The following is a 21,550-nucleotide window of genomic DNA, read 5'->3' as shown; positions in this document are numbered from 1 at the left end:
GCGGGTGGGACACTATGCGGGGCTCCACATAGGTAGTCATGGGTATCCGAGATCCCGGCGGTTTCGTCGCCCTCGCCACCGGGCATCAGTCGTGAACGCCGCGGGCAATGAGGCCCGCTTCCCCGACGGACCGGCTCACACCATCCGTGTGCCCGGTCCCGGCCCGTCCACCGACGAGGAACTCCCTTCGGCACCGCCGGTGCGACCCCCTGGGTGTCCGCATGCTGGAATGCGCTATCCGGTTCCCGAGAAACGCTCCATCATGTAACCTGCACGAAATTTCCTGGAGGGCCAACGTCGTCCCTTCGGCACTCGCAACATGCCACGACGACGACGGGAGAGCCGATGCGTTCCGACGCCTGGTCGCCCATGGACAGTCGCCCCGCTCCGCAGGGGATGTACGACCCCCGCAACGAACACGACGCGTGCGGCGTCGGGCTGGTCGCCACCCTCACCGGTGTCCCCAGCCACGAGCTGGTCGAGCAGGCGCTGACCGTACTGCGCAACCTGGAGCACCGCGGCGCCACCGGCTCCGAACCCGACTCCGGTGACGGCGCGGGCATCCTCATCCAGGTCCCGGACGGGTTCCTGCGCGAGGTCGCCGGATTCGCGCTGCCCGAGGCCGGCGCGTACGCCGTCGGAACCGCCTTCCTCCCCGAGGACGCCGCGGACGAGGCCGTCTCGCGCGTCGAGGCGCTCGCCGCCGAGGAGGGCCTCACCGTCCTCGGCTGGCGCGAGGTCCCCGTCACCCCGGGGCTGCTCGGCGCCACCGCCCGCTCCACCATGCCGGCCTTCCGCCAGCTCTTCGTCGCCGACGGCACCAGCACCGGCATCGATCTGGACCGCAAGGCGTTCGTGCTGCGCAAGCGCGCCGAACTGGAGCTGGGCGTCTACTTCGCCTCGCTCTCCGCCCGCACCCTGGTCTACAAGGGCATGCTCACCACCGGGCAGCTGGAGCCGTTCTTCCCGGACCTCTCCGACCGCCGCATCGCCAGCGCCCTCGCCCTGGTCCACTCGCGGTTCTCCACCAACACCTTCCCGAGCTGGCCGCTCGCCCACCCGTACCGCTTCGTCGCGCACAACGGCGAGATCAACACGGTCAAGGGCAACCGCAACTGGATGCGCGCCCGCGAGTCCCAGCTCGCCTCGGACCTGTTCGGCCCCGCCGCCGGCCGCGGCATGGAGCGGATCTTCCCGATCTGCTCGCCCGACGCGTCCGACTCCGCCTCCTTCGACGAGGTCCTCGAACTGCTGCACCTGGGCGGCCGCTCCCTGCCCCACGCGGTGCTGATGATGGTCCCCGAGGCGTGGGAGAACCACGACTCCATGGACCCCGCCCGGCGCGCGTTCTACCAGTACCACGCGACGATGATGGAGCCCTGGGACGGCCCCGCCTGCGTCACCTTCACCGACGGCACCCAGATCGGCGCCGTCCTCGACCGCAACGGCCTGCGCCCCGGCCGCTACTGGGTCACCGACGACGGCCTCGTCGTCCTCTCCTCGGAGGTCGGAGTCGTCGACGTCGACCCGGCCAGGGTCGTCCGCAAGGGCCGTCTCCAGCCCGGCCGGATGTTCCTCGTGGACACCGCCGAGCACCGCATCATCGAGGACGACGAGATCAAGGCGAAGCTCGCCGCCGAGCACCCGTACCAGGAGTGGCTGGAGACCGGGATCATCGAGCTCGGCGACCTGCCCGAGCGCGAGCACATCGTCCACACCCACGCCTCGGTCACCCGCCGCCAGCAGACCTTCGGCTACACCGAGGAGGAGCTGCGCGTCATCCTGGCGCCGATGGCCCGCGCCGGCGCCGAACCGATCGGCTCCATGGGCACCGACTCGCCGATCGCCGCGCTCTCCGACCGGCCGCGCCTGCTCTTCGACTACTTCACCCAGCTGTTCGCGCAGGTCACCAACCCGCCGCTGGACGCGATCCGCGAGGAGCTCGTCACCTCGCTGCTCTCCTCGCTCGGCCCGCAGGGCAACCTGCTGGAACCGACCGCCGCGTCCTGCCGCAGCGTCACCCTGCCCTTCCCGGTCATCGACAACGACGAGCTGGCCAAGCTCATCCACGTCAACGCCGACGGCGACATGCCCGGCATGACCGCCGTCACCCTCTCCGGCCTCTACCGGGTCTCCGGCGGCGGCGACGCCCTGGCCGCCCGGATCGAGGAGATCTGCGCCGAGGCCGACGCCGCCATCGAGGACGGCGCCCGCCTCGTCGTCCTCTCCGACCGGCACTCCGACGCCGAGCACGCCCCGATCCCGTCGCTGCTGCTCACCGCGGCCGTCCACCACCACCTCATCCGCACCAAGCAGCGCACCCAGGTGGGCCTGCTGGTCGAGGCCGGTGACGTCCGCGAGGTCCACCACGTCGCACTGCTCATCGGCTACGGCGCCGCCGCCGTCAACCCGTACCTGGCCATGGAGTCCGTCGAGGACCTCGCCCGCGCCGGCACGTTCATCGAGGGCGTCGAGCCCGAGAAGGCCATCCGCAACCTCATCCACGCCCTCGGCAAGGGCGTGCTGAAGGTCATGTCGAAGATGGGCATCTCCACCGTCGCCTCCTACCGCGGCGCCCAGGTCTTCGAGGCCATCGGCCTCGACCAGGACTTCGTCGACACCTACTTCAAGGGCACCTCCAGCAAGATCGGCGGCGCCGGGCTCGACGTCATCGCCAAGGAGGTCGCCGCCCGCCACGCCAAGGCGTACCCGGCCAGCGGCATCGCGCCCGCCCACCGCGCCCTCGACATCGGCGGCGAGTACCAGTGGCGCCGCGAGGGCGAGCCGCACCTCTTCGACCCCGAGACGGTCTTCCGCCTCCAGCACGCCACCCGCTCCAAGCGCTACGACATCTTCAAGAAGTACACGGAGCGCGTGAACGAGCAGTCCGAGCGGCTGATGACGCTGCGCGGCCTCTTCGGCTTCCGGTCCGACCGCCCCTCGATCCCCCTCGACGAGGTCGAGCCGGCCTCCGAGATCGTCAAGCGGTTCTCCACCGGCGCCATGTCGTACGGCTCCATCAGCCAGGAGGCGCACGAGACCCTCGCCATCGCCATGAACCAGCTGGGCGCCAAGTCCAACACCGGTGAGGGCGGCGAGGACCCGGAGCGCCTGTACGACCCGGCGCGCCGCTCCGCGATCAAGCAGGTCGCGTCCGGCCGCTTCGGCGTCACCAGCGAGTACCTGGTCAACGCGGACGACATCCAGATCAAGATGGCGCAGGGCGCCAAGCCCGGCGAGGGCGGCCAGCTGCCCGGCCACAAGGTCTACCCGTGGGTCGCCAGGACGCGCCACTCCACGCCCGGCGTCGGCCTCATCTCGCCCCCGCCGCACCACGACATCTACTCCATCGAGGACCTGGCCCAGCTGATCCACGACCTCAAGAACGCCAACCCGGCCGCCCGCATCCACGTGAAGCTGGTGTCCGAGGTCGGTGTCGGTACGGTCGCGGCCGGCGTGTCCAAGGCCCACGCGGACGTCGTGCTCATCTCCGGTCACGACGGCGGTACGGGCGCCTCGCCCCTCACGTCGCTGAAGCACGCCGGCGGCCCCTGGGAGCTCGGCCTCGCCGAGACCCAGCAGACCCTGCTGCTCAACGGCCTGCGCGACCGGATCGTCGTCCAGACCGACGGCCAGCTCAAGACCGGCCGCGACGTCGTCATCGCCGCGCTGCTCGGCGCCGAGGAGTTCGGTTTCGCGACCGCGCCGCTCGTCGTCTCCGGCTGCGTCATGATGCGCGTCTGCCACCTCGACACCTGCCCGGTCGGCATCGCCACCCAGAACCCGGTGCTGCGCGACCGGTTCACCGGCAAGGCCGAGTACGTCGTCAACTTCTTCCGGTTCATCGCGGAGGAGGTGCGCGAGCTCCTCGCCGAGCTCGGCTTCCGCACCCTCGACGAGGCGGTCGGCCACGCCGAACTCCTCGACACCGCCCGCGCCGTGGACCACTGGAAGGCGCAGGGCCTCGACCTCGCCCCGCTCTTCCACGTCCCCGAGCTGCCCGAGGGCGCCGTCCGCCACCAGGTCGCCACCCAGGACCACGGTCTGGAGAAGGCGCTGGACAACCAGCTGATCGAGCTGGCCGCCGACGCGCTCGGCGCCGCCACCGCCGAGGAGGCCCGGCCGGTCCGCGCCCAGCTGCCCATCCGCAACATCAACCGCACGGCCGGCACCATGCTCGGCCACGAGGTGACGAAGCGGTTCGGCGGGGCCGGCCTGCCCGACGACACCATCGACATCACCTTCACCGGCTCCGCCGGTCAGTCCTTCGGCGCGTTCCTGCCGCGCGGCGTGACTCTCCGCCTGGAGGGCGACGCCAACGACTACGTCGGCAAGGGCCTCTCCGGCGGCCGCATCGTCGTCCGCCCGGACCGCGGCGCCGACCACCTGGCCGAGTACTCGACCATCGCGGGCAACACCATCGGGTACGGCGCGACCGGCGGCGAGATGTTCCTGCGCGGCCGCACCGGCGAGCGCTTCTGCGTCCGCAACTCCGGCGCGACCGTCGTCTCGGAGGGCGTGGGTGACCACGGCTGCGAGTACATGACCGGCGGCCACGCGGTGGTGCTCGGCGAGACGGGCCGCAATTTCGCGGCCGGGATGTCCGGCGGCGTCGCGTACGTCATCGACCTCGACCGGGACAACGTCAACGCCGGCAACCTCGCCGCCGTCGAGACCCTCGACGACGCCGACCGGGCGTGGCTGCACGACGTCGTGCGCCGCCACCACGAGGAGACGGGTTCGACCGTAGCGGAGAAGCTCCTTGCGGACTGGGCCACCGCCGTGGGCCGGTTCAGCAAGATCATCCCGACCACGTACAAGGCCGTGCTCGCCGCCAAGGACGCCGCTGAGCTCGCCGGTCTCTCCGAGCGGGAGACCACCGAGAAGATGATGGAGGCGGCGACCCATGGCTGACCCCAAGGGCTTCCTGAACACCGGCCGCGAGGGCGCCAAGAGCCGCCCGGTCGGCGACCGCGTCAAGGACTGGAACGAGGTCTACGTCCCCGGCTCCCTGCTGCCGATCATCAGCAAGCAGGCGTCGCGGTGCATGGACTGCGGCATCCCCTTCTGCCACAACGGCTGCCCGCTCGGAAACCTCATCCCCGAGTGGAACGACTTCGCCTACCGCGAGGACTGGGGCGCCGCGTACGAGCGGCTGCACGCCACCAACAACTTCCCGGAGTTCACCGGACGGCTGTGCCCCGCGCCCTGCGAGGCGGCGTGCGTGCTCGGCATCAACCAGCCGGCCGTCACCATCAAGAACGTCGAGGTCTCGATCATCGATAAGGCGTGGGAGTCCGGCAACGTGGCCGCCCAGCCCCCGGAGCGGCTGTCCGGCAAGACCGTCGCCGTCATCGGCTCCGGTCCGGCGGGCCTCGCCGCCGCGCAGCAGCTGACCCGGGCCGGCCACACGGTCGCCGTGTACGAGCGCGCCGACCGCGTCGGCGGGCTGCTGCGCTACGGCATCCCCGAGTTCAAGATGGAGAAGCGCCACATCAACCGGCGCATCGAGCAGATGCGCGCGGAGGGCACCCGCTTCCGCACCGGTGTGGAGATCGGCCGCGACCTGAAGGCCACGGACCTGCGCAAGCGGTACGACGCGGTCGTCATCGCCGCGGGCGCCACCACCGCGCGCGACCTGCCCGTGCCGGGCCGCGAACTGCGCGGGGTCCACCAGGCGATGGAGTACCTGCCCCTCGCCAACAAGGTGCAGGAGGGCGACTTCGTCGCCCCGCCCATCACCGCAGAGGGCAAACACGTCGTCGTCATCGGCGGCGGTGACACCGGCGCGGACTGCGTGGGCACCGCCCACCGCCAGGGCGCGCTCTCCGTCACCCAGCTGGAGATCATGCCCCGGCCGGGCGACGAGCGCGCGCCGCACCAGCCGTGGCCGACGTTCCCCATGCTGTACAAGGTCACCTCGGCCCACGAGGAGGGCGGCGAGCGGGTCTACTCCGTCTCCACCACCCACTTCGAGGGCGACGAGGACGGCAACGTCCAGTGGCTGCACCTGACCGAGGTGGAGTTCGTCGACGGCAAGCTGACGCAGAAGCCCGGCACCGAACGGCGCATCCCCGCCCAGCTCGTCACCCTCGCGATGGGCTTCACCGGCACCGACCGCGAGAACGGCCTCGTCGAGCAGTTCGGCCTGGACCTCGACGAGCGCGGCAACATCGCCCGCGACGGCGAGTACCAGACCAACGTCCCCGGCGTGTTCGTCGCCGGTGACGCGGGCCGCGGCCAGTCGCTCATCGTGTGGGCCATCGCCGAGGGCCGCTCCGCCGCCCGTGGTGTGGACCGTTACCTGACCGGCGCCAGCGAGCTGCCGGCCCCGATCCGCCCCACGGACCGCGCGCTGACGGTCTGAGCCCGAGCCGGCCGCCCCTCCCGGGAGGGCGGGGCGCCCGGCGAGGCCCTCTGCCGCCGACCCGCCATCCGTGCCACAGTCGTCCCGTACAACGGCGTACGGAACACAGCAGCGCCCGCCACGTCCCCGACCGGACACCTGGCGGGCGCTGCGCCTTGTCGCGGGGCGACGTCCGTGCGCACCAGGCCGGTCACCCAGGGGAGCACACATGGCCATCGACCTGCAGAAGATCCAGCGGACGGCGCCGGCGCTGGTGGACCTGTACAAGCGGGCGGGCGTCTCGCTCCGCAAGCACGGGCTGGAGGGGCAGCGGGCGGCGGTCTACCTCGTCGTCGACCACTCCGGCTCCATGCGGCGCTACTACCGGGACGGCAGTGTCCAGGCCCTCGCCGACCGGGTCCTCGGCCTGTCCGCCCACCTCGACGACGACGGCCGGGTGCCGGTCCTGTTCTTCTCCACGGACGTGGACGCCCTCGCCGAGGTCGACCTCGCGCACCACCGCGGGTGCGTCGAGCGGATCGCCGCCGGCCTCGGCCGCATGGGGCAGACCTCGTACCACCACGCCATGGACGCCGTGATCGACCACTACCTCGACAGCGGCGCCACCCACCCGGCGCTCGTCGTCTTCCAGACGGACGGCGGGCCGTCCGACCGCGTCGCCGCCGAGAGGTACCTGTGCCGGGCGGCGCGACTCCCGCTGTTCTGGCAGTTCGTCGGGTTCGGGGACCCGGCCGGCCGGCAGTTCGACTTCCTGCGGCGTCTGGACGAACTCCCGGTCCCCGCCAGGCGGCCCGTCGACAACGCCGGCTTCTTCCCGGCGGGACGCAACCCCCGCGCGGTACCCGACGACGTGCTGTACGACCGGCTGGTCGGCGCGTTCCCCCGCTGGCTCGCCGCGGCGCGCGCCCCGGGCGTGATCCGGTCGACGCCGGGCGCCCCGACCCCAAGTGGCACCCTGGGCGCATGAGTTCCCTCGTGCGACACGTGACCATCGACTGTTCCGACGCCTACCGGCTGGCCTCCTTCTGGTCCGCCGTGCTGGACGCGCCCCTCGCCGACGACGACCACCCCGGCGACCCGGAGGCGACCGTGGCGGGGCTGCTGTTCGTCACCGTCCCGGAGCGCAAGAGCGTCAAGAACCGGCTGCACCTCGACCTCCAGCCGCAGGACCGCACCCGCGACGAGGAGGTCGAACGGCTCCTCGCCCTCGGCGCCACCCTCGTCTCCGACCAGCGCCGCCCCGACGGCACCGGCTGGGCCGTGCTCGCGGACATCGAGGGCAATGAGTTCTGCGTGGAGCGCAGCGCCGCCGAGCGCGCCGCCGGAGCCGACGCGGCCTGACCCGGGCCGCACCCGCGCGTCCGTGGCCGCACACCACGCGTCCGCGGGCCGCACGTCGGGGGCGTGCGGCCGGCGGACGTCGAGGTGTGGCGTGTGCGCCCGCGGCCGTCGGTGTGCGGCGTGGGGGCGTCAGGGGCGGCGGGACGGGGTCCACTCCAGGCGACGGCGGGTCGGTTCGTCGCGGACGTGCTCCACGGCCGCGCGGGCGACGGCGTACGCGGGACCTTCCGGGTCCGCCGTCGCCAGCAGCCCCTCCAGCGCGGCCACGGCCCGCCCGTCCCCGCGGACCGCCAGCCCGCGGGCCGCCTCCGCCGCCACGGTCGGGTCCGGCGCCTCGTCGTCGAGGCGGGCCGCCAGGGCCTCCCGCACGGTGGGGGAGTCGTCCGGCGCCACCGCCAGGGCGCGCACCGCCGCCGCGCGCACCGCCGCGTCCCCGTCGCGGGCGAGCGCCACCAGGGCCGCCAGGCCCTCGCGGTGTCCCGTCGGGACGAGGCCGGTCACGGCGACGGCGACCCCGCGCCGCACCCGCGCGTCCGGGTGGACGGCGTGCCGCAGCACGTCCGGCAGGACCGCCGCGTCGCCCTGGGCCCCGAGCGCCCGCACCACCGCCAGCACCACGTCCGCCTCCCGCACCTCGCGGGCCAGTTCCCGCAGCACCGGCAAGGCCCGTACGGCGAAGGGCCCGCCGCCACCGGGCGACGCGGTGAGCCGGGCCAGTACGTCCGCCCCGAACGCCTGCCGCAGCGGCTCCCCGTCCGCGCACGCGTCGAGCGCCGCGGCGAACGTCGCCTCGTCGCCGCGCCGTCCCAACGCCTCGGCGGCCTCGGTCCAGTCGTCCAGCGACGGGTCGCCGCACCGCAGCGCCCGGCCCTCGAGCTCCTCGTACGGCGGGTGCTCGCCGAGCTCCTCCTCCAGCAGGGTCGCGATCGCCGCGTGGCCGGTCTGCTGCTCCCGCCCGGCCGTCGGGAGCCCGTCCCGCACCACCTCGACCACCACGGTCACGCCGCCCTCCTCCCGGACGCGCCGCGTGACGGTCTCCACGCCGTCCCCGTACGCCTCCGCCAGCGCCTGGCGCACCACCTGCTCCGCGTCCCGCCCGAGCCACGTCCGGGCCTCCGCCAGCGCCTCGGCCCGGCCGGGCGCGCCGTACTCCAGCAGCGCCCGCACCACCGGCAGCGATCCGCGCCGGGCCGCGGCGACCAGCGGCGGCGTGCCGTCCGGTACGGCCGCGCCCGGGTCCGCGCCGTGCTCCAGCAGGACCCGCACCGTGTCGGCGAAGCCCTGGCGCACCGCCCAGGCCAGCGCCGTGCAGCCGTACTCCTCCCGCTGGTCCGGCCACGCTCCCGCGGCCAGCAGGGCGCGGACGGCCCCGGTGTGGCCGTTGCAGGCCGCGCCGCACAGCGGCAGGTCGCCGCCGGACGCGCCGCTGCCCCGCCCGGGGTCGGCCCCGGCGGCGAGCAGCAGCCGCACGATCCCCGTGTGGCCGCTCACGGCGGCGGTGTACAGGGCGGTGGCGCCGTCCTCGTCGGTGGCCTCGGCCGGCGCGCCGGACCGCAGCAACCGCACCACGGCGTCCTCCGCACCGCCGTGCACGGCCTCGAACAGATCCTCGTGAACTGGCACCGGCACCATCGTCATACCCCGACCCTCACCCGCCGGCCGCCGGGCCGCAAGCAAATAGGCCCCTTACGTGTCGCACTCCAGTACCGTGCGGCACAGCCCGCACCGGGCCCGCACCCGGCCCCGCACCGGCACCCGGACGCGCTGCCGGCAGGTCGGGCACGGGAACGACACCCGCAGCCCGGCCCCACCGCCCTCGAAGGCGTACCCGTCGCCGTCCCCGTCCGCCGCGCCGCCGCCGTCGGCGCCGTCGGGCAGGCGGAGCTCCGTGTACCGGCGCCGCTCCCTGGCGTACCGGCGGCGCCCCGCCCGGTCCGCCGCGGCGAGGGGCGGCCGGCACTCGTCGCGCAGCGCCTCCACCCGGCCGCGCTCGTACGCCGTGTACGCCTGCGGGCTGGTGAACCACGGCGAGGGGTCCTCGCCGAAGACGCGCGCCCGCTTGGCGAGCACGTAGCCGAACTCCTCGGGGGTCAGGTAGCCGAGTTTCTGGCTCGACAGGGCGTCCTCGCGGTACGCGTCGAGCAGCAGCCAGCCGGCGCCCAGGTACGTGGTCGCGGTGTCGGTGAGGATCTCGTTGTCGCGCGTGCCGGGGAAGCCCAGCCCGAGCCGGTGCAGCAGCACGTGTGTGATCTCGTGGGCGAGGGCCGCGCCGATGTCCCGCCGGTGTGTCCGGAAGCGGTCGTTCAGCTCGACGAAGTACTCGGGCCCCGAGGCGAGTTCGACGCTCGCGGCGTGCTCCATCGCCCGGAAGCCGACGATCATCCGGGCCTCCGGCAGCCGGAGCTGCCGCACCAGCGCGCCGGCCACCCGGTGCGCGCCCAGGTGCAGGTCGTCGGCGTCCGCGAAGGCCACGTCGCCGGGGGCGACGCTGGTGGCGTACGCGTACAGCCCCTCGGGGGAGACCCGCCGGTACAGGGCGGTGATCGCGGCGCGGACCGTGGCGAGGTGCGGGAAGCCGTGGACGACGTCACCGTCGCCCCCGCGGGGCCTGCCGTACGCCACGTGCCCTCGCCCCCTTCCGGTCCGCTGCCGGTCACTTCCGGTCCACTTCCGGGCCCGCTCCCGGGTCCGCCCGCGCACTGCCCCGCGGCCCGTCAGCGGGCTGTCGCCGGGGCCGCCCGCGGCCCGCTCCCCGGGTTTCCGGGCCCTCCCGGGTCCGCCGGAGCCTCCTCCACAGTACGGCCGGCGGCCCGCCTCCCGCCCATGCGGCCGCCCGTCCGTCGGCGTGGCCGAAAACACCGCCTTGTGGGGTGCTCGGCGGCCTCCGGATAATCCCATCCACGTCTTGACGGGCGCATGTCACACAGGTGTGCGGTCGTCGTGTGCGAGGCCCAACCCCCCACGGAAGGCAGAGACGTGAAGAAGACACTCGTTCGTGCCCTCAAGAGATTCGTGGCGGCCGGCGCGGTCGTGCTCGCCGCGGTCAGCCTCCAGCCCACCTCCGCCTCGGCCGCCCCCGCGCCGGTCGTCGGCGGCACCCGCGCCGCCCAGGGCGAGTTCCCCTGGATGGTCCGGCTCTCCATGGGCTGCGGCGGCTCCCTGCTCACCCAGCAGATCGTCCTCACCGCCGCCCACTGCGTGAACGGCTCGGGCAACAACACGAGCATCACCGCCACCGCCGGCGTCGTGGACCTGCAGAGCTCCTCCGCCATCAAGGTCCGCTCGACCAAGGTCCTCCAGGCCCCGGGCTACAACGGCACCGGCAAGGACTGGGCCCTGATCAAGCTGGCCCAGCCGATCAACCTCCCCACCCTCGACATCGCCACCACCACCGCCTACAACTCCGGCACCTTCACCATCGCCGGGTGGGGCGCGAACCGCGAGGGCGGCAGCCAGCAGCGCTACCTGCTCAAGGCCCAGGTGCCCTTCGTCTCCGACGCCACCTGCCGCCAGGCGTACAGCGAACTCGTCCCCGCCGAGGAGCTGTGCGCCGGCTACACCAGCGGCGGCACCGACACCTGCCAGGGCGACTCCGGCGGCCCCATGTTCCGCCGGGACGCGAACGGCGCCTGGATCCAGGTCGGCATCGTGAGCTGGGGCTACGGCTGCGCCCGGCCGAACTACCCCGGTGTCTACACCGAGGTCTCCACCTTCGCCTCCGCCATCAAGTCGGCGGCCGCCACCCTGTGACGCGCTGACCGCCGGGCAGGCCCGCCGCACCGCGGGCCTGCCCTCCCACCTGCGGGCGACCGCATCCCGAACACCCTCCGCGCCGTCCGTCGCGAGCCGTCTAAGCTCGCGGTCATGAGCACGAGCGACATGCGAGACATCGACGGCGCCGTCGTCGCGGAACTGAACCGCCTCCGCGAGAGCATCGACAACATCGACGCGGCCGTCGTCCACATGCTGGCGGAACGCTTCAAGTGCACGCAGCAGGTCGGCCACCTCAAGGCCCGCCACCACCTGCCCCCCGCGGACCCCGCCCGCGAGGCCCGCCAGATCACCCGGCTCCGCGAGCTCGCCGAGGCCGCCAACCTCGACCCGGCGTTCGCCGAGAAGCTCCTCAACTTCATCATCGCCGAGGTCATCCGGCACCACGAGCGCATCGCGGTCGAGCCCCGGACCGGCGACGACGCGGGCGCCGGAGGCGCCGGAGCGCGCTCCGAGTGAACCGGCGGCACGGCTGACGCTTACAGCGGAACCCCCTGCCCCGTCCCCGCGCCATCGGGCAGCATGGGCCCATGCCCGTACTGACGCGCGAAGAGGCGCAGACCCGAGCCCGGCTGCTGGACGTCCAGCGCTATGCGATCGACCTCGACCTGACCACCGGCGACGACACCTTCGACTCGACGACCGTCATCGAGTTCACCGCCCGCGCCGCCGGTGACACCTTCGTCGAGCTGAAGCCCGCGGAACTGCGCGGCGCGACCCTGGACGGGCAGCCCCTCGACCCCACCGCACTGGACGACAACCGGCTCCCCCTCACGGGCCTCACCGAGGGCCCCCACGTCCTGCGCGTCGACGCCGCCATGCGGTACTCCCGCACCGGCGAGGGCATGCACCGCTTCACCGACCCCACCGACGGGGAGACGTACACCTACACCCAGCTCTTCCTCGACGACGTCCAGCGCGTCCTGGCCGCCTTCGACCAGCCCGACCTGAAGGCCGTCTTCGACGTCACCGTCACCGCCCCGGACCACTGGACCGTCCTCGCCAACGGCGTCACCACCCGCCAGGACGACGGCCGTTGGACGGCCGCCACCACGCCCCCGATCTCCACCTACCTCGTCGCCGTCGCCGCCGGCCCCTGGCACTCGGTGCGCACCGAGCACGCCGGGCTGCCCTTCGGCATCCACTGCCGGCGCTCGCTCGCGCCCCACCTCGACGCCGACGCCGACGAGATCCTCGACGTGACGCGCCGCTGCTTCGACCGGTACCACGAGAAGTTCACCGAGCCCTACCCCTTCGACTCCTACGACCAGGCGTTCGTCCCCGAGTTCAACGCCGGCGCCATGGAAAACCCGGGCCTCGTCACCTTCCGCGACGACTTCGTCTTCCGCTCGGCCGTCACCGTCTCCGAGCGCCAGACCCGCGCGATGGTCATCGCCCACGAGATGGCCCACATGTGGTTCGGCGACCTCGTCACCCTCAAGTGGTGGGACGACATCTGGCTGAACGAGTCCTTCGCCGAGTACATGGGGTACCAGACCGTCAACGAGGCGACCACCCGCTACCCCGACACCTGGATCGGCTACGGCATCGCCCGCAAGTCGTGGGGGTACGACGCCGACCAGCGCCCCTCCACCCACGCCGTCGCCCCCGACCCGGAGGCCGTGCCCGACACGGCCTCCGCCCTGCTCAACTTCGACGGCATCTCCTACGCCAAGGGCGCCTCCGCGCTGCGCCAGCTCGTCGCGTGGATGGGGGAGAAGGAGTTCCTCGCGGGCATCAACAACCACTTCGCCCGCCACCGCTTCGGCAACGCCACCCTCGCCGACTTCATCGACAACCTCGCCTCCGCCACCGACCGCGACGTCCACGCCTGGGCGGAGGCGTGGCTGCGGACCACCGGCATCGACACCCTCACCGCCGGCGTCACCGCCGAGCAGGGCCACTGGACGCTGGCCCTCGACCGCGACGGCAGCCGCCCCCACCGGGCCACCGTCGGCGTCTACGACCGCGACCTCGCCGACGCCCGCAGCCTCGTCGTGCGGGAGCGGTACGAGACGGACGTCCCGGGGACCGGCGCCCCGGAGAGCCGGCCGGGCCTGCGCCCCGTCCTGGTCGTCCCCAACGACCACGACCTCACCTACGCCAAGGTGCGCCTGGACGAGGACTCCCTGGAGACCACCCTGCGCTGCCTCTCGGGCGTGCCGGACCCGCTCACCCGCGCCGTCCTGTGGAACACCCTGCGCGACATGGTCCGCGACGGCGACCTCGCCCCCGCCGACTACCTCGCCACCGCCCACGCCCACCTGCCGGAGGAGACGGACGTCGCCATCGTCGACGGCGTCCTCGGTTTCGCGATCCACCAGATCGCCGACCGCTACGTCCCCGCGGCCGACCGCGCGGGCGCCCGGGCCACGCTCACCGACGTCACGCGCGACCTCATCCGCCGCACCGAGGACGGCGAGAACCCCGGCCTGCGCCTCACCGCCGTCCGCCACTTCATCGACTGCGCGGACCGCACCGGCACCTTCCAGGGCTGGCTCGCCGACGGCGCCGTCCCCGGCGGGCCCGACCTCGACCCCGAGCTGCGCTGGCGGATCCTGCGGCGGCTCGCCGTGCTCGGCGCCACCGACGAGGCGGCCATCGCCGCCGAGCTCGACCGGGACCCGAGCGCCACCGGCCAGGAGGGCGCCGCCCGCTGCCGGGCCGCCCTGCCCGAGGCCGCCGCCAAGGAGGCCGCCTGGGAGCGGATGTTCCACGACGACACCCTCTCCAACTACCTGTTCAACGCCACCGCCGAGGGGTTCTGGCAGCCGGAGCAGACCGACCTCCTCGCCCCGTACGTGGCGCGGTACTACCCGCAGGCCACGGCCCTCGCCGCCCGGCGCGGCCCGGCCATCGCCACCGCCGTCGGCCGCCAGGGGTTCCCCGGGTACGCCATCACCCATGAGAACCTCAAGCTCGGCGACGAGCAGCTCACCCGCTCCGACCTGACGCCGGCCCTGCGCCGCCAGCTCGTCGACCGCCTCGACGACCTGCGCCGCGCCCTGCGCGTCCGCGAGGGCTGACCCCGGGGGCGCGCCGGCGGGACCCCCGCCGGCGCGCCCCGCCCTTCCCGCGCCCCGCCCTTCCCGCGCCCCGCCCTTCCCGCGCCCCGCCCTTCCCGCGCCCCGCCCTTCCCGCGCCCCGCCCTTCCCGCGCCCTGCCCTTCCCGCGCCCGCCCGCGGCCCCGCGCGTCCGCGGCCCCCGTACGCCCGCGCGTGCCGTCCCCCGTTCGGGTACCGATCCCCGCACACCTCGCACACGGCGCGCACCGCCGGTACACGCTGGCTCACGCAACGTCACGCACGCGTGGAAGGCAGCCCCGGATGACCCCCACCCCCACCGCCCCCGAGCCGGTCCCGGCGCCGCGGCGCCACGCCGGGCCCGAGCGGCCGCACGACCTCGTCGGCGTCGGCATCGGCCCCGGCAACCTCTCCCTCGCCGCGCTCGCCCACGGGTTCCCCGGCGGCCTCGACACCGTCTTCTTCGAGCGGGCCGCCGTCTTCCACTCCCACCCGGGCCGCCCCGTCGAGGGCGCCACCGCGCGCACCCCGTTCCTCGCCGACCTCGTCACGCTGGCCGACCCGACCAGCCCCTGGACGTTCCTGAACTACCTGCGCTCCCGCGACCGGCTCCTGCCCTTCCACGCCGCCGGGCGCCTCCACGTGCACCGCGCCGAGTACGACGCCTACGGCCGCTGGGTCAGCGACCACCTCCCCGGCCTGCACTTCCGCCACCAGGTCGAAGCCGTCCGGTGGAATCCCGAGCTCGACCTGTTCGAGGTCGACCACGCGCGGCTCGACCCCGACGGGGAGACGGAAGTCCTCGGCCGGGCGTACGCGCGCAACGTCGCCCTCGGCATCGGCTCGCAGCCGGACGTCCCCGAGCCCCTCAAGCCCCTCGTCGCGGCGCCCGCCGTCCCGGTGCTGCACTCCGCCGACTACCCGGCCCACCGCGAGGCGCTGCTCGCGGCCGGACACGTCACCGTCGTCGGCTCCGGGCAGTCCGGCGCGGACGTCTTCCTCGACCTCCTGCGCCACCGCCCCCCGGGCCGCGAGGGCATGCACTGGATCACCCGCACCGACGCCTTCGCCTCCGCGGAGCGCTCCCGGCTCGGCCTCGAACACCTCACCCCGGACCACGCCCGGTACTTCCACGAGCTGCCCGAGCAGGCGCGCGACGACCTGGTCCCGGGCGGGCGGCGCCACGGGGCCGTCGCCCGGGACACCCTCGACGCCATCCACGACGAGCTCTACCGCCGCACCGTCCAGGGAGGCCGGCCGGACGCCGTCCTCACCCCCGGCGTCCACGTCCGCACCGCGGGCCGCCTCGCCACCACCAAGGTGGAGCTCCACCTCGAACACGTCCGGCAGGGCAGCCGCTCGCGCCTCACCACCGACGCGGTCGTCCTCGCCACCGGCTACCGCGAACGCCCCCTGCACCGCCTCCTCGCCGCGCTCGACCCCTACCTGCGCCGGGACTCCCGCGACCGGCCCCGCGTCGACGAGCACCACCGGCTCGTGCTCGACCCGTCGGTCACCGGCAGCGTGTACGTCGTGACGTCCGTGGCCCACACGCACGGCGCGGGCGCCGCGGACCCCGGAATGACGGCCTGGCGCAGCGCCACCGTCCTCAACCACCTCACGGGCAAGGAGCCCTACCCGCTGCCCGGCCGCACCGCCTTCACCAGCTTCGGCCTGGAGCGGAGCGAGCCGCCGCGCGTCCCCGCGCCGGACCGCGGGCTCACCCCGCTCGGCGGCCGGCCGTAGGGGGTGCCCCGCCGCGGCCGGCCGCCGGCCCTCAGAAGACGGGCGTGCCCGCGCGCGTCAGCCGCCAGCCCACCGAGGCGAACTCGGACGGGTCCAAGACACCCTTCGCCTTCACCCACTGGATGATGGTGTTGCGGATCTCGTCCGAATCCGCCCACACCTGCTGGGCGTTCGCCACGTGCGGGTAGGCGCCGCCGCCGCTCGCCCGGTAGTTGTTCACCGCCAGCACGAACCGCGCGGCGGGGTCGACCGGCGCGCCGTCGAACGACAGGCCCGTGATCCGCGACCCCACCGGCTGCGCGATGTCGATGTCGTACGTCAGGCCGTACACCGCGTCGTAGTTGTAGTCCGGCGTGCCGCCGGCGTTGGTGAGCCTGGCGGTGTCGACCGGTTCGCCGGGGGCCGTCCGCGCGTAGTAGCGCGCCGAGTACTCCAGGTACTCCTTCAGCTGGGCGCCCGTCAGGACGCGGGCCTCCAGGGTGTTCTCGAACGGGTACAGGCCCGCCGCGTCCCGGATGGTGATCTCGCCCGCCGGGATGGCGGCCGACCGGGAGAAGCAGGACGCCTGGGACAGCACGGGGAGCGCCGCGTGCGGGGTTCCGGCGAGCGCCGCGCGCACCGTCTCGGCCTGCACGTGGTTGATCAGGTCGATGATCGGCTCGTCCCGCCACGGGGCCTGCGCGGTCGACATCTCCACGGGGGAGGTGCCGATCACCTGGTTGACGTAGGCCACGACCTTCTCGTGCTCGTCGGCGAGCAGCCGCACGATGTGGGGGTCCTCCTCCACCGTGTTGGCGTTGAGCACTCGGGCGCCGACCTGCTCGACCACCCAGCGGCCCTTCGACCACACCAGCTCGAAGTCGAACCGCGTCAGCCGCTGGCCCCACTTCAGCGGCTCGGAGAGGACGACGTCGCGGCCGGTCCGCTCGTTCTTCACCCGGTACTCGGCGATCTCCGTGTGCGCGTGGCCGACCAGGATCGCGTCGATGCCGGGGACCTGCTGCGCGACGAGCGCCGCGGCGTTCTCCACGTAGGGCAGCTGGTCCCCGTACGACGAGGTGCCGCTCGAACCGGAGTGCGCGGAGACGATGACGACGTCCGCGCCCATCGACCGGAGCCTCGGGACCCAGTGGGCCGCCTGCTCCTCCAGACCGGGGAAGACCATCCGGCCGGAGACGTTCGCCTTGTCCCAGATGGCGATGCCCGGGTTGGTCAGCCCGAGGACCGCCACCCGCACGTCCCGCCCGCACGGCGTGCGCAGCCGGTGCATGCTGTACGGCGCGAAGGCGGGCCGCAGCGTCTTCGCGTCGAGCGCGTTCGCCCCCAGCAGCGGGAAGTCGCACTGCTCCTCGAACTTCCGCAGCACGGGGATGCCGTAGTTGAACTCGTGGTTGCCGAGCGCCGCGGCGTCGTACCCGATGGCGTTCATCGCCTGCGCCATGGGGTGGACCGGGCCGCGCGCGGCCGTGATCGGGTCGACCTTGGCGTAGTAGTACGACAGCTGGGTGCCCTGGATGGTGTCACCGGCGTCGATCAGCAGCGTGTTGCGCCGGCCCTTCTCGGCCCGCACCCGGTCCACCAGCGTGGAGATCTTCGCCAGGCCGACGTCGTTGTGCGCCTTGTCGTCGAACTCTCGGTCGGTGAAGTAGTCCCAGTTGAAGACGTGGCCGTGGAGGTCCGTCGTGCCCATCACGGTGAAGGAGTACCGCTTCGGCGCGGGCTTCGCCTGCGCGGCGGGCGCGGTGGCCGTGGTGGCCGCGCCCGTCACGGTCACACCGGCTCCCACGGCGGCGGACCGCCCGAGGAACGACCTACGGTTCAGCGGCATGCGTACTCCCCTTCGTGCTCCTGTACGACGCGCGTAGACACGACGCGCGTAGATTCTGGACCAGGGACGTTGTCCCCGAACACCCCCACGAGGTTTCGATCTGGTGACCGGGTGCGAAAAGACACCACATGGCCACCCCCGAAGCCCCCCGCATCACCGTCCGAGGCGAAGCCCACGTCGAGACCGACCCGGAGCTCGCCCGCATCGCCGTGACCGTCACCGCCCGCGGCACCGACCGGCGCGCGACCCTCGACGACCTCACCCGCCGCAACGCCGCCGTGGTCGACCTCGTCAACGGCTGCGCGGGCGCCCTCGACCGCCTGGAGACCGGCGCCCTCGTGCTCACCCCCGAACTGGGCCGGCGAGGGCGGGGCGAGCACGTCCGCACCCACCACGGCACCGTCCAGCTCACCGCCACCCTCACGGACTTCACCGCCCTCGGCGAGCTCGTCACCCGCCTCGCCGACCTCGACCTGACCCGCGTCGACGGCCCGTGGTGGTCGCTGCGCCCCACGTCACCCGCGTACGCCCGCGCCCGCGAGGAGGCCGTCCGGGACGCGGTCCGGCGCGCCCGCGACTACGCCCGCGCCCTCGGCACCGACCTGGACGCCCTCCTGACGCTGGACGACACGCCGTCGGACGGGCACGTCCCGTTCGGCGCGGGCTCCCCCCGGATGGCCTTCGCCGCCGAGGCGGCCGACGTCCCGCCCCTGGACCTCCAGCCGCAGCGGCAGACGGTGACCGCGCACGTCACGGCCGGCTTCACACTCCACCCGCCGACCCTCTGAGGACCCCTCCGGCGCGCTCATCGGAGCAGCCCGCCGCACACTTCAACACTTGTCAACGTGCGGCCACCCAAAGGAGGTTGACCCGTCATCCGCAGCGAAACCTCTACCCATCGGTAAGCCCTAGGCTCACACCATGCGCCGAGCGAAAATCGTCTGCACCCTGGGACCCGCCACCCACTCGTACGACCAGATCAAGGCCCTCGTCGAGGCCGGGATGGACGTGGCCCGCTTCAACCTCAGCCACGGCACCTACGCCGACCACGAAGAACGCTACGCCCGCGTCCGCAAGGCGTCCGACGAGACCGGCCGCAGCGTCGGGGTCCTCGCCGACCTTCAAGGTCCGAAGATCCGTCTCGGCCGCTTCCGCGAGGGGCCCGTACTCCTTGAACGCGGCGACGAGTTCACCATCACCACCGAGCCCGTCGAGGGCGACCGCGCCCTGTGCGGCACCACCTACGACGGCCTCGCCGCGGACGTCACCGTGGGGGAGCGGATCCTCGTGGACGACGGCCGCGTCGCCCTGGAGGTCACCGCGGTCGACGGTCCCCGCGTCCGCACCCGGGTGGTCGAGGGCGGCATGGTCTCCGACCACAAGGGGCTCAACCTCCCGGGCGTCGCCGTCTCCGTGCCCGCCCTCTCCGACAAGGACGTCGAGGACCTGCGCTGGGCGCTGCGCACCGGCGCCGACGTCGTCGCCCTCTCCTTCGTCCGCAGCGGACGCGACGTCGAGGACGTCCACCGCGTCATGGACGAGGAGGGGCGCCGCGTGCCGGTCATCGCGAAGATCGAGAAGCCGCAGGCCGTGGAGAACATCGACGACATCGTCGCCGCCTTCGACGGCATCATGGTGGCCCGCGGCGACCTCGGCGTGGAGATGCCGCTGGAGCAGGTGCCCATCGTCCAGAAGCGCGCCGTCAAGCTCGCCAAGCGCAACGCCAAGCCGGTCATCGTCGCCACCCAGATGCTCGACTCGATGATCGACAACTCCCGCCCCACCCGCGCCGAGGCGAGCGACGTCGCCAACGCCGTCATCGACGGCACGGACGCCGTGATGCTCTCCGGCGAGACCAGCGTCGGCCGGCACCCGGTCGAGACCGTCCGCACGATGAGCCGCATCGTCGCCGCCGCCGAGGAGGACGTGCTGGCCAAGGGCCTGCCGCCTCTCACGGAGCGCAACAAGCCGCGGACGCAGGGCGGCGCGGTGGCCAGGGCGGCGGCGGAGATCGGGGACTTCCTCGGGGCGAAGTACCTCGTCGCCTTCACCCAGTCCGGTGACACCGTGCAGCGGCTGAGCCGCTACCGGTCCCCGATCCCGCTCCTGGCCTTCACCCCCGACCCGGCGACCCGCTCGCAGCTCACCCTCACGTGGGGCGTCGAGACCTTCCTCGGCCCGCACGTGGAGTCGACGGACGCCATGGTGGCGCAGGTGGACGAGCACCTGCTGGAGATCGGCCGCTGCCGGCCCGGCGACATCGTGGTGATCACGGCGGGTTCCCCGCCCGGGGTGGCGGGGTCCACGAACCTGGTCCGCGTGCACCGCATCGGCGAGGCGGTCCGCTGAGGGGTCGCGCACGTCCGCGCGTCCGGTCGACGGGCGTCCGCCGCGGAAGCGCGGGGCGCCCGGCGGGCGGTGGGGAAGAGGGCGCCGAACGGCGCGAAGGTCGGCAGCGGCGTGACCATGGAAACAAAGGAAAAGTGCCCCGGGTCGGACTCGAACCGACACTGTACGGGTTTTGAATCCGTTGCCTGCTGCCAATTGGGCTACCGGGGCTCGCAGAATCGAAGGTTCCCCCCGACCCGCTGCGAGTCCACCATACCGCAGCTAGGTAGGCTCATGGGGAGCTGTACCGCCCCGCAACGAGGAGCCTCCGTGACCGCCCCCGAGTCGCCCCAGCCGCCCGTCGCCGACGACGACACGTCGCACGTCCCGCCGCTGACGACCCGCGTCGTCATCGCCGAGGACGAGGCCCTCATCCGCCTCGACCTCAAGGAGATGCTGGAGGAGGAGGGGTACTCCGTCGTCGGTGAGGCCGGAGACGGCGCGCGGGCCGTGGAGCTCGCCCGCGAGCACCGCCCCGACCTGGTGATCCTCGACGTGAAGATGCCCGTGCTCGACGGCATCTCGGCCGCCGAGAAGATCGCCGGCGAGTCGATCGCCCCGGTGCTGATGCTGACCGCCTTCTCCCAGCGGGAGCTGGTGGAGCGGGCGCGCGACGCGGGCGCGATGGCGTACCTCGTGAAGCCGTTCAGCAAGAGCGACGTGGTCCCGGCGATCGAGATGGCGGTGTCGCGGTTCGCGGAGCTGCGGGCGCTGGAGAAGGAGGTCGCGGACCTCGCGCAGCGCCTGGAGACGCGCAAGCTGGTGGACCGCGCGAAGAGCATCCTGCAGACGCAGTACGGGCTGTCGGAGCCCGCGGCGTTCCGGTGGATCCAGAAGACGTCGATGGACCGCCGCATGTCCATGCAGCAGGTGGCCGAGGCCGTCATCGAGGACGCCGAGGAGAAGAAGGCCGCGAAGGGTCAGTGAGGGTCGTACCGGGGCGCGCGCCCCGGTACGGCGGTGGGCCGACAGCCGTCGGCCGGGTTCCGGGGAAGCCCCCGGCCCGTCGTCCGCTCCTGTGGGAGGTGGACAACGGGCCGGGGGCTTCCGCCGTTGTGGGCCCGGCGCAGCTCAGGGGCGGTTTTC

The 21,550-nt window shown here is 73.4% G+C and carries 14 protein-coding genes and 1 tRNA gene; 11 read left to right on the top strand and 4 right to left on the bottom strand.

Annotated features, from left to right (window positions below; genetic code table 11):
• Positions 1–345 precede the first annotated feature (345 nt).
• From gltB to NRO40_RS06760, 4 genes are all read left to right on the top strand, one after another.
• Complete coding sequence (gltB, locus tag NRO40_RS06775; protein ID WP_058941862.1) at positions 346–4,914, top strand: glutamate synthase large subunit; 4,569 nt, start codon at positions 346–348, stop codon at positions 4,912–4,914.
• A complete protein-coding gene (locus tag NRO40_RS06770) occupies positions 4,907–6,367 on the top strand; it encodes a glutamate synthase subunit beta (RefSeq protein ID WP_058941863.1) in 1,461 nt (486 codons plus the stop codon). Before gltB ends, NRO40_RS06770 begins: the two co-directional genes overlap by 8 nt.
• A gap of 208 nt (positions 6,368–6,575) precedes the next feature.
• Entirely contained in the window at positions 6,576–7,334 is a 759-nt protein-coding gene (locus tag NRO40_RS06765) for a VWA domain-containing protein (protein ID WP_058941864.1), read from the top strand.
• Entirely contained in the window at positions 7,331–7,708 is a 378-nt protein-coding gene (locus NRO40_RS06760; protein WP_058941865.1) for a VOC family protein, read from the top strand. The genes NRO40_RS06765 and NRO40_RS06760 overlap by 4 nt, the downstream gene beginning before the upstream one ends.
• Before the next feature lie 129 nt (positions 7,709–7,837).
• Here the strand turns inward: NRO40_RS06760 and NRO40_RS06755 are convergent, their stop codons facing one another.
• Positions 7,838–9,340, bottom strand: a complete 1,503-nt coding sequence (locus NRO40_RS06755) for an ankyrin repeat domain-containing protein (RefSeq protein WP_232791045.1) — start codon at positions 9,338–9,340, stop codon at positions 7,838–7,840.
• A gap of 54 nt (positions 9,341–9,394) precedes the next feature.
• On the bottom strand, positions 9,395–10,330 hold the full coding sequence (locus NRO40_RS06750; RefSeq protein WP_058941867.1) for a hypothetical protein: 936 nt from the start codon (positions 10,328–10,330) through the stop codon (positions 9,395–9,397).
• 354 nt (positions 10,331–10,684) lie between these two features.
• Here NRO40_RS06750 and NRO40_RS06745 point away from each other — a divergent pair, with 354 nt between their 5' ends.
• The 4 genes from NRO40_RS06745 (at position 10,685) to NRO40_RS06730 (ending at position 16,248) form a co-directional block, all read left to right on the top strand.
• Positions 10,685–11,458: a S1 family peptidase gene (locus tag NRO40_RS06745; protein WP_058941868.1), complete on the top strand. Its 774-nt coding sequence runs from the start codon at positions 10,685–10,687 to the stop codon at positions 11,456–11,458.
• A gap of 114 nt (positions 11,459–11,572) precedes the next feature.
• Positions 11,573–11,938 (top strand): chorismate mutase, encoded by a 366-nt coding sequence (locus NRO40_RS06740; protein WP_058941869.1) that lies wholly within the window; start codon positions 11,573–11,575, stop codon positions 11,936–11,938.
• A gap of 71 nt (positions 11,939–12,009) precedes the next feature.
• Positions 12,010–14,505, top strand: coding sequence for an aminopeptidase N (gene pepN / locus NRO40_RS06735; protein ID WP_058941870.1), 2,496 nt, complete (start codon positions 12,010–12,012; stop codon positions 14,503–14,505).
• 300 nt (positions 14,506–14,805) lie between these two features.
• On the top strand, positions 14,806–16,248 hold the full coding sequence (locus NRO40_RS06730) for a lysine N(6)-hydroxylase/L-ornithine N(5)-oxygenase family protein (RefSeq protein WP_058944727.1): 1,443 nt from the start codon (positions 14,806–14,808) through the stop codon (positions 16,246–16,248).
• A 31-nt stretch (positions 16,249–16,279) separates the two neighbouring features.
• On the opposite strand, the gene NRO40_RS06725 is transcribed toward NRO40_RS06730, so the two are convergent.
• Positions 16,280–18,076 (bottom strand): bifunctional metallophosphatase/5'-nucleotidase, encoded by a 1,797-nt coding sequence (locus tag NRO40_RS06725; RefSeq protein ID WP_058944728.1) that lies wholly within the window; start codon positions 18,074–18,076, stop codon positions 16,280–16,282.
• Between the two features lie 128 nt (positions 18,077–18,204).
• On the opposite strand from NRO40_RS06725, the gene NRO40_RS06720 reads away from it, so the two are divergent.
• Together NRO40_RS06720 and pyk are read left to right on the top strand one after the other, a co-directional pair.
• The gene (locus NRO40_RS06720) at positions 18,205–18,864 is read left to right on the top strand and encodes an SIMPL domain-containing protein (protein WP_058944729.1); all 660 of its coding nucleotides are present in this window, start codon (positions 18,205–18,207) and stop codon (positions 18,862–18,864) included.
• Between the two features lie 133 nt (positions 18,865–18,997).
• On the top strand, positions 18,998–20,425 hold the full coding sequence (pyk, locus tag NRO40_RS06715) for a pyruvate kinase (protein ID WP_058944730.1): 1,428 nt from the start codon (positions 18,998–19,000) through the stop codon (positions 20,423–20,425).
• A gap of 135 nt (positions 20,426–20,560) precedes the next feature.
• On the opposite strand, the gene NRO40_RS06710 is transcribed toward pyk, so the two are convergent.
• Positions 20,561–20,635, bottom strand: a tRNA-Leu gene (locus tag NRO40_RS06710).
• Positions 20,636–20,734: 99 nt separating this feature from the next.
• Between NRO40_RS06710 and NRO40_RS06705 the strand changes: the two genes are divergently transcribed.
• The gene (locus NRO40_RS06705) at positions 20,735–21,391 is read left to right on the top strand and encodes an ANTAR domain-containing response regulator (RefSeq protein ID WP_058944731.1); all 657 of its coding nucleotides are present in this window, start codon (positions 20,735–20,737) and stop codon (positions 21,389–21,391) included.
• Positions 21,392–21,550 lie beyond the last annotated feature (159 nt).

It is taken from the genome of Streptomyces changanensis (genome assembly GCF_024600715.1).
Classification (GTDB): domain Bacteria; phylum Actinomycetota; class Actinomycetes; order Streptomycetales; family Streptomycetaceae; genus Streptomyces; species Streptomyces changanensis.
The sequence above is the reverse complement of the archived record's forward strand: the minus strand, read 5'-3'. Positions and strand labels throughout refer to the sequence as shown.

Bases quoted from the DNA above. Each gene is read 5' to 3' on its own strand.
- gltB (WP_058941862.1), top strand. From the start codon at position 346: ATGCGTTCCGACGCCTGGTCGCCCATGGACAGTCGCCCCGCTCCGCAG.
- NRO40_RS06770 (WP_058941863.1), top strand. From the start codon at position 4,907: ATGGCTGACCCCAAGGGCTTCCTGAACACCGGCCGCGAGGGCGCCAAG.
- NRO40_RS06765 (WP_058941864.1), top strand. From the start codon at position 6,576: ATGGCCATCGACCTGCAGAAGATCCAGCGGACGGCGCCGGCGCTGGTG.
- NRO40_RS06760 (WP_058941865.1), top strand. From the start codon at position 7,331: ATGAGTTCCCTCGTGCGACACGTGACCATCGACTGTTCCGACGCCTAC.
- NRO40_RS06755 (WP_232791045.1), bottom strand. From the start codon at position 9,340: ATGGTGCCGGTGCCAGTTCACGAGGATCTGTTCGAGGCCGTGCACGGC.
- NRO40_RS06740 (WP_058941869.1), top strand. From the start codon at position 11,573: ATGAGCACGAGCGACATGCGAGACATCGACGGCGCCGTCGTCGCGGAA.
- pepN (WP_058941870.1), top strand. From the start codon at position 12,010: ATGCCCGTACTGACGCGCGAAGAGGCGCAGACCCGAGCCCGGCTGCTG.
- NRO40_RS06730 (WP_058944727.1), top strand. From the start codon at position 14,806: ATGACCCCCACCCCCACCGCCCCCGAGCCGGTCCCGGCGCCGCGGCGC.
- NRO40_RS06725 (WP_058944728.1), bottom strand. From the start codon at position 18,076: ATGCCGCTGAACCGTAGGTCGTTCCTCGGGCGGTCCGCCGCCGTGGGA.
- NRO40_RS06720 (WP_058944729.1), top strand. From the start codon at position 18,205: ATGGCCACCCCCGAAGCCCCCCGCATCACCGTCCGAGGCGAAGCCCAC.
- pyk (WP_058944730.1), top strand. From the start codon at position 18,998: ATGCGCCGAGCGAAAATCGTCTGCACCCTGGGACCCGCCACCCACTCG.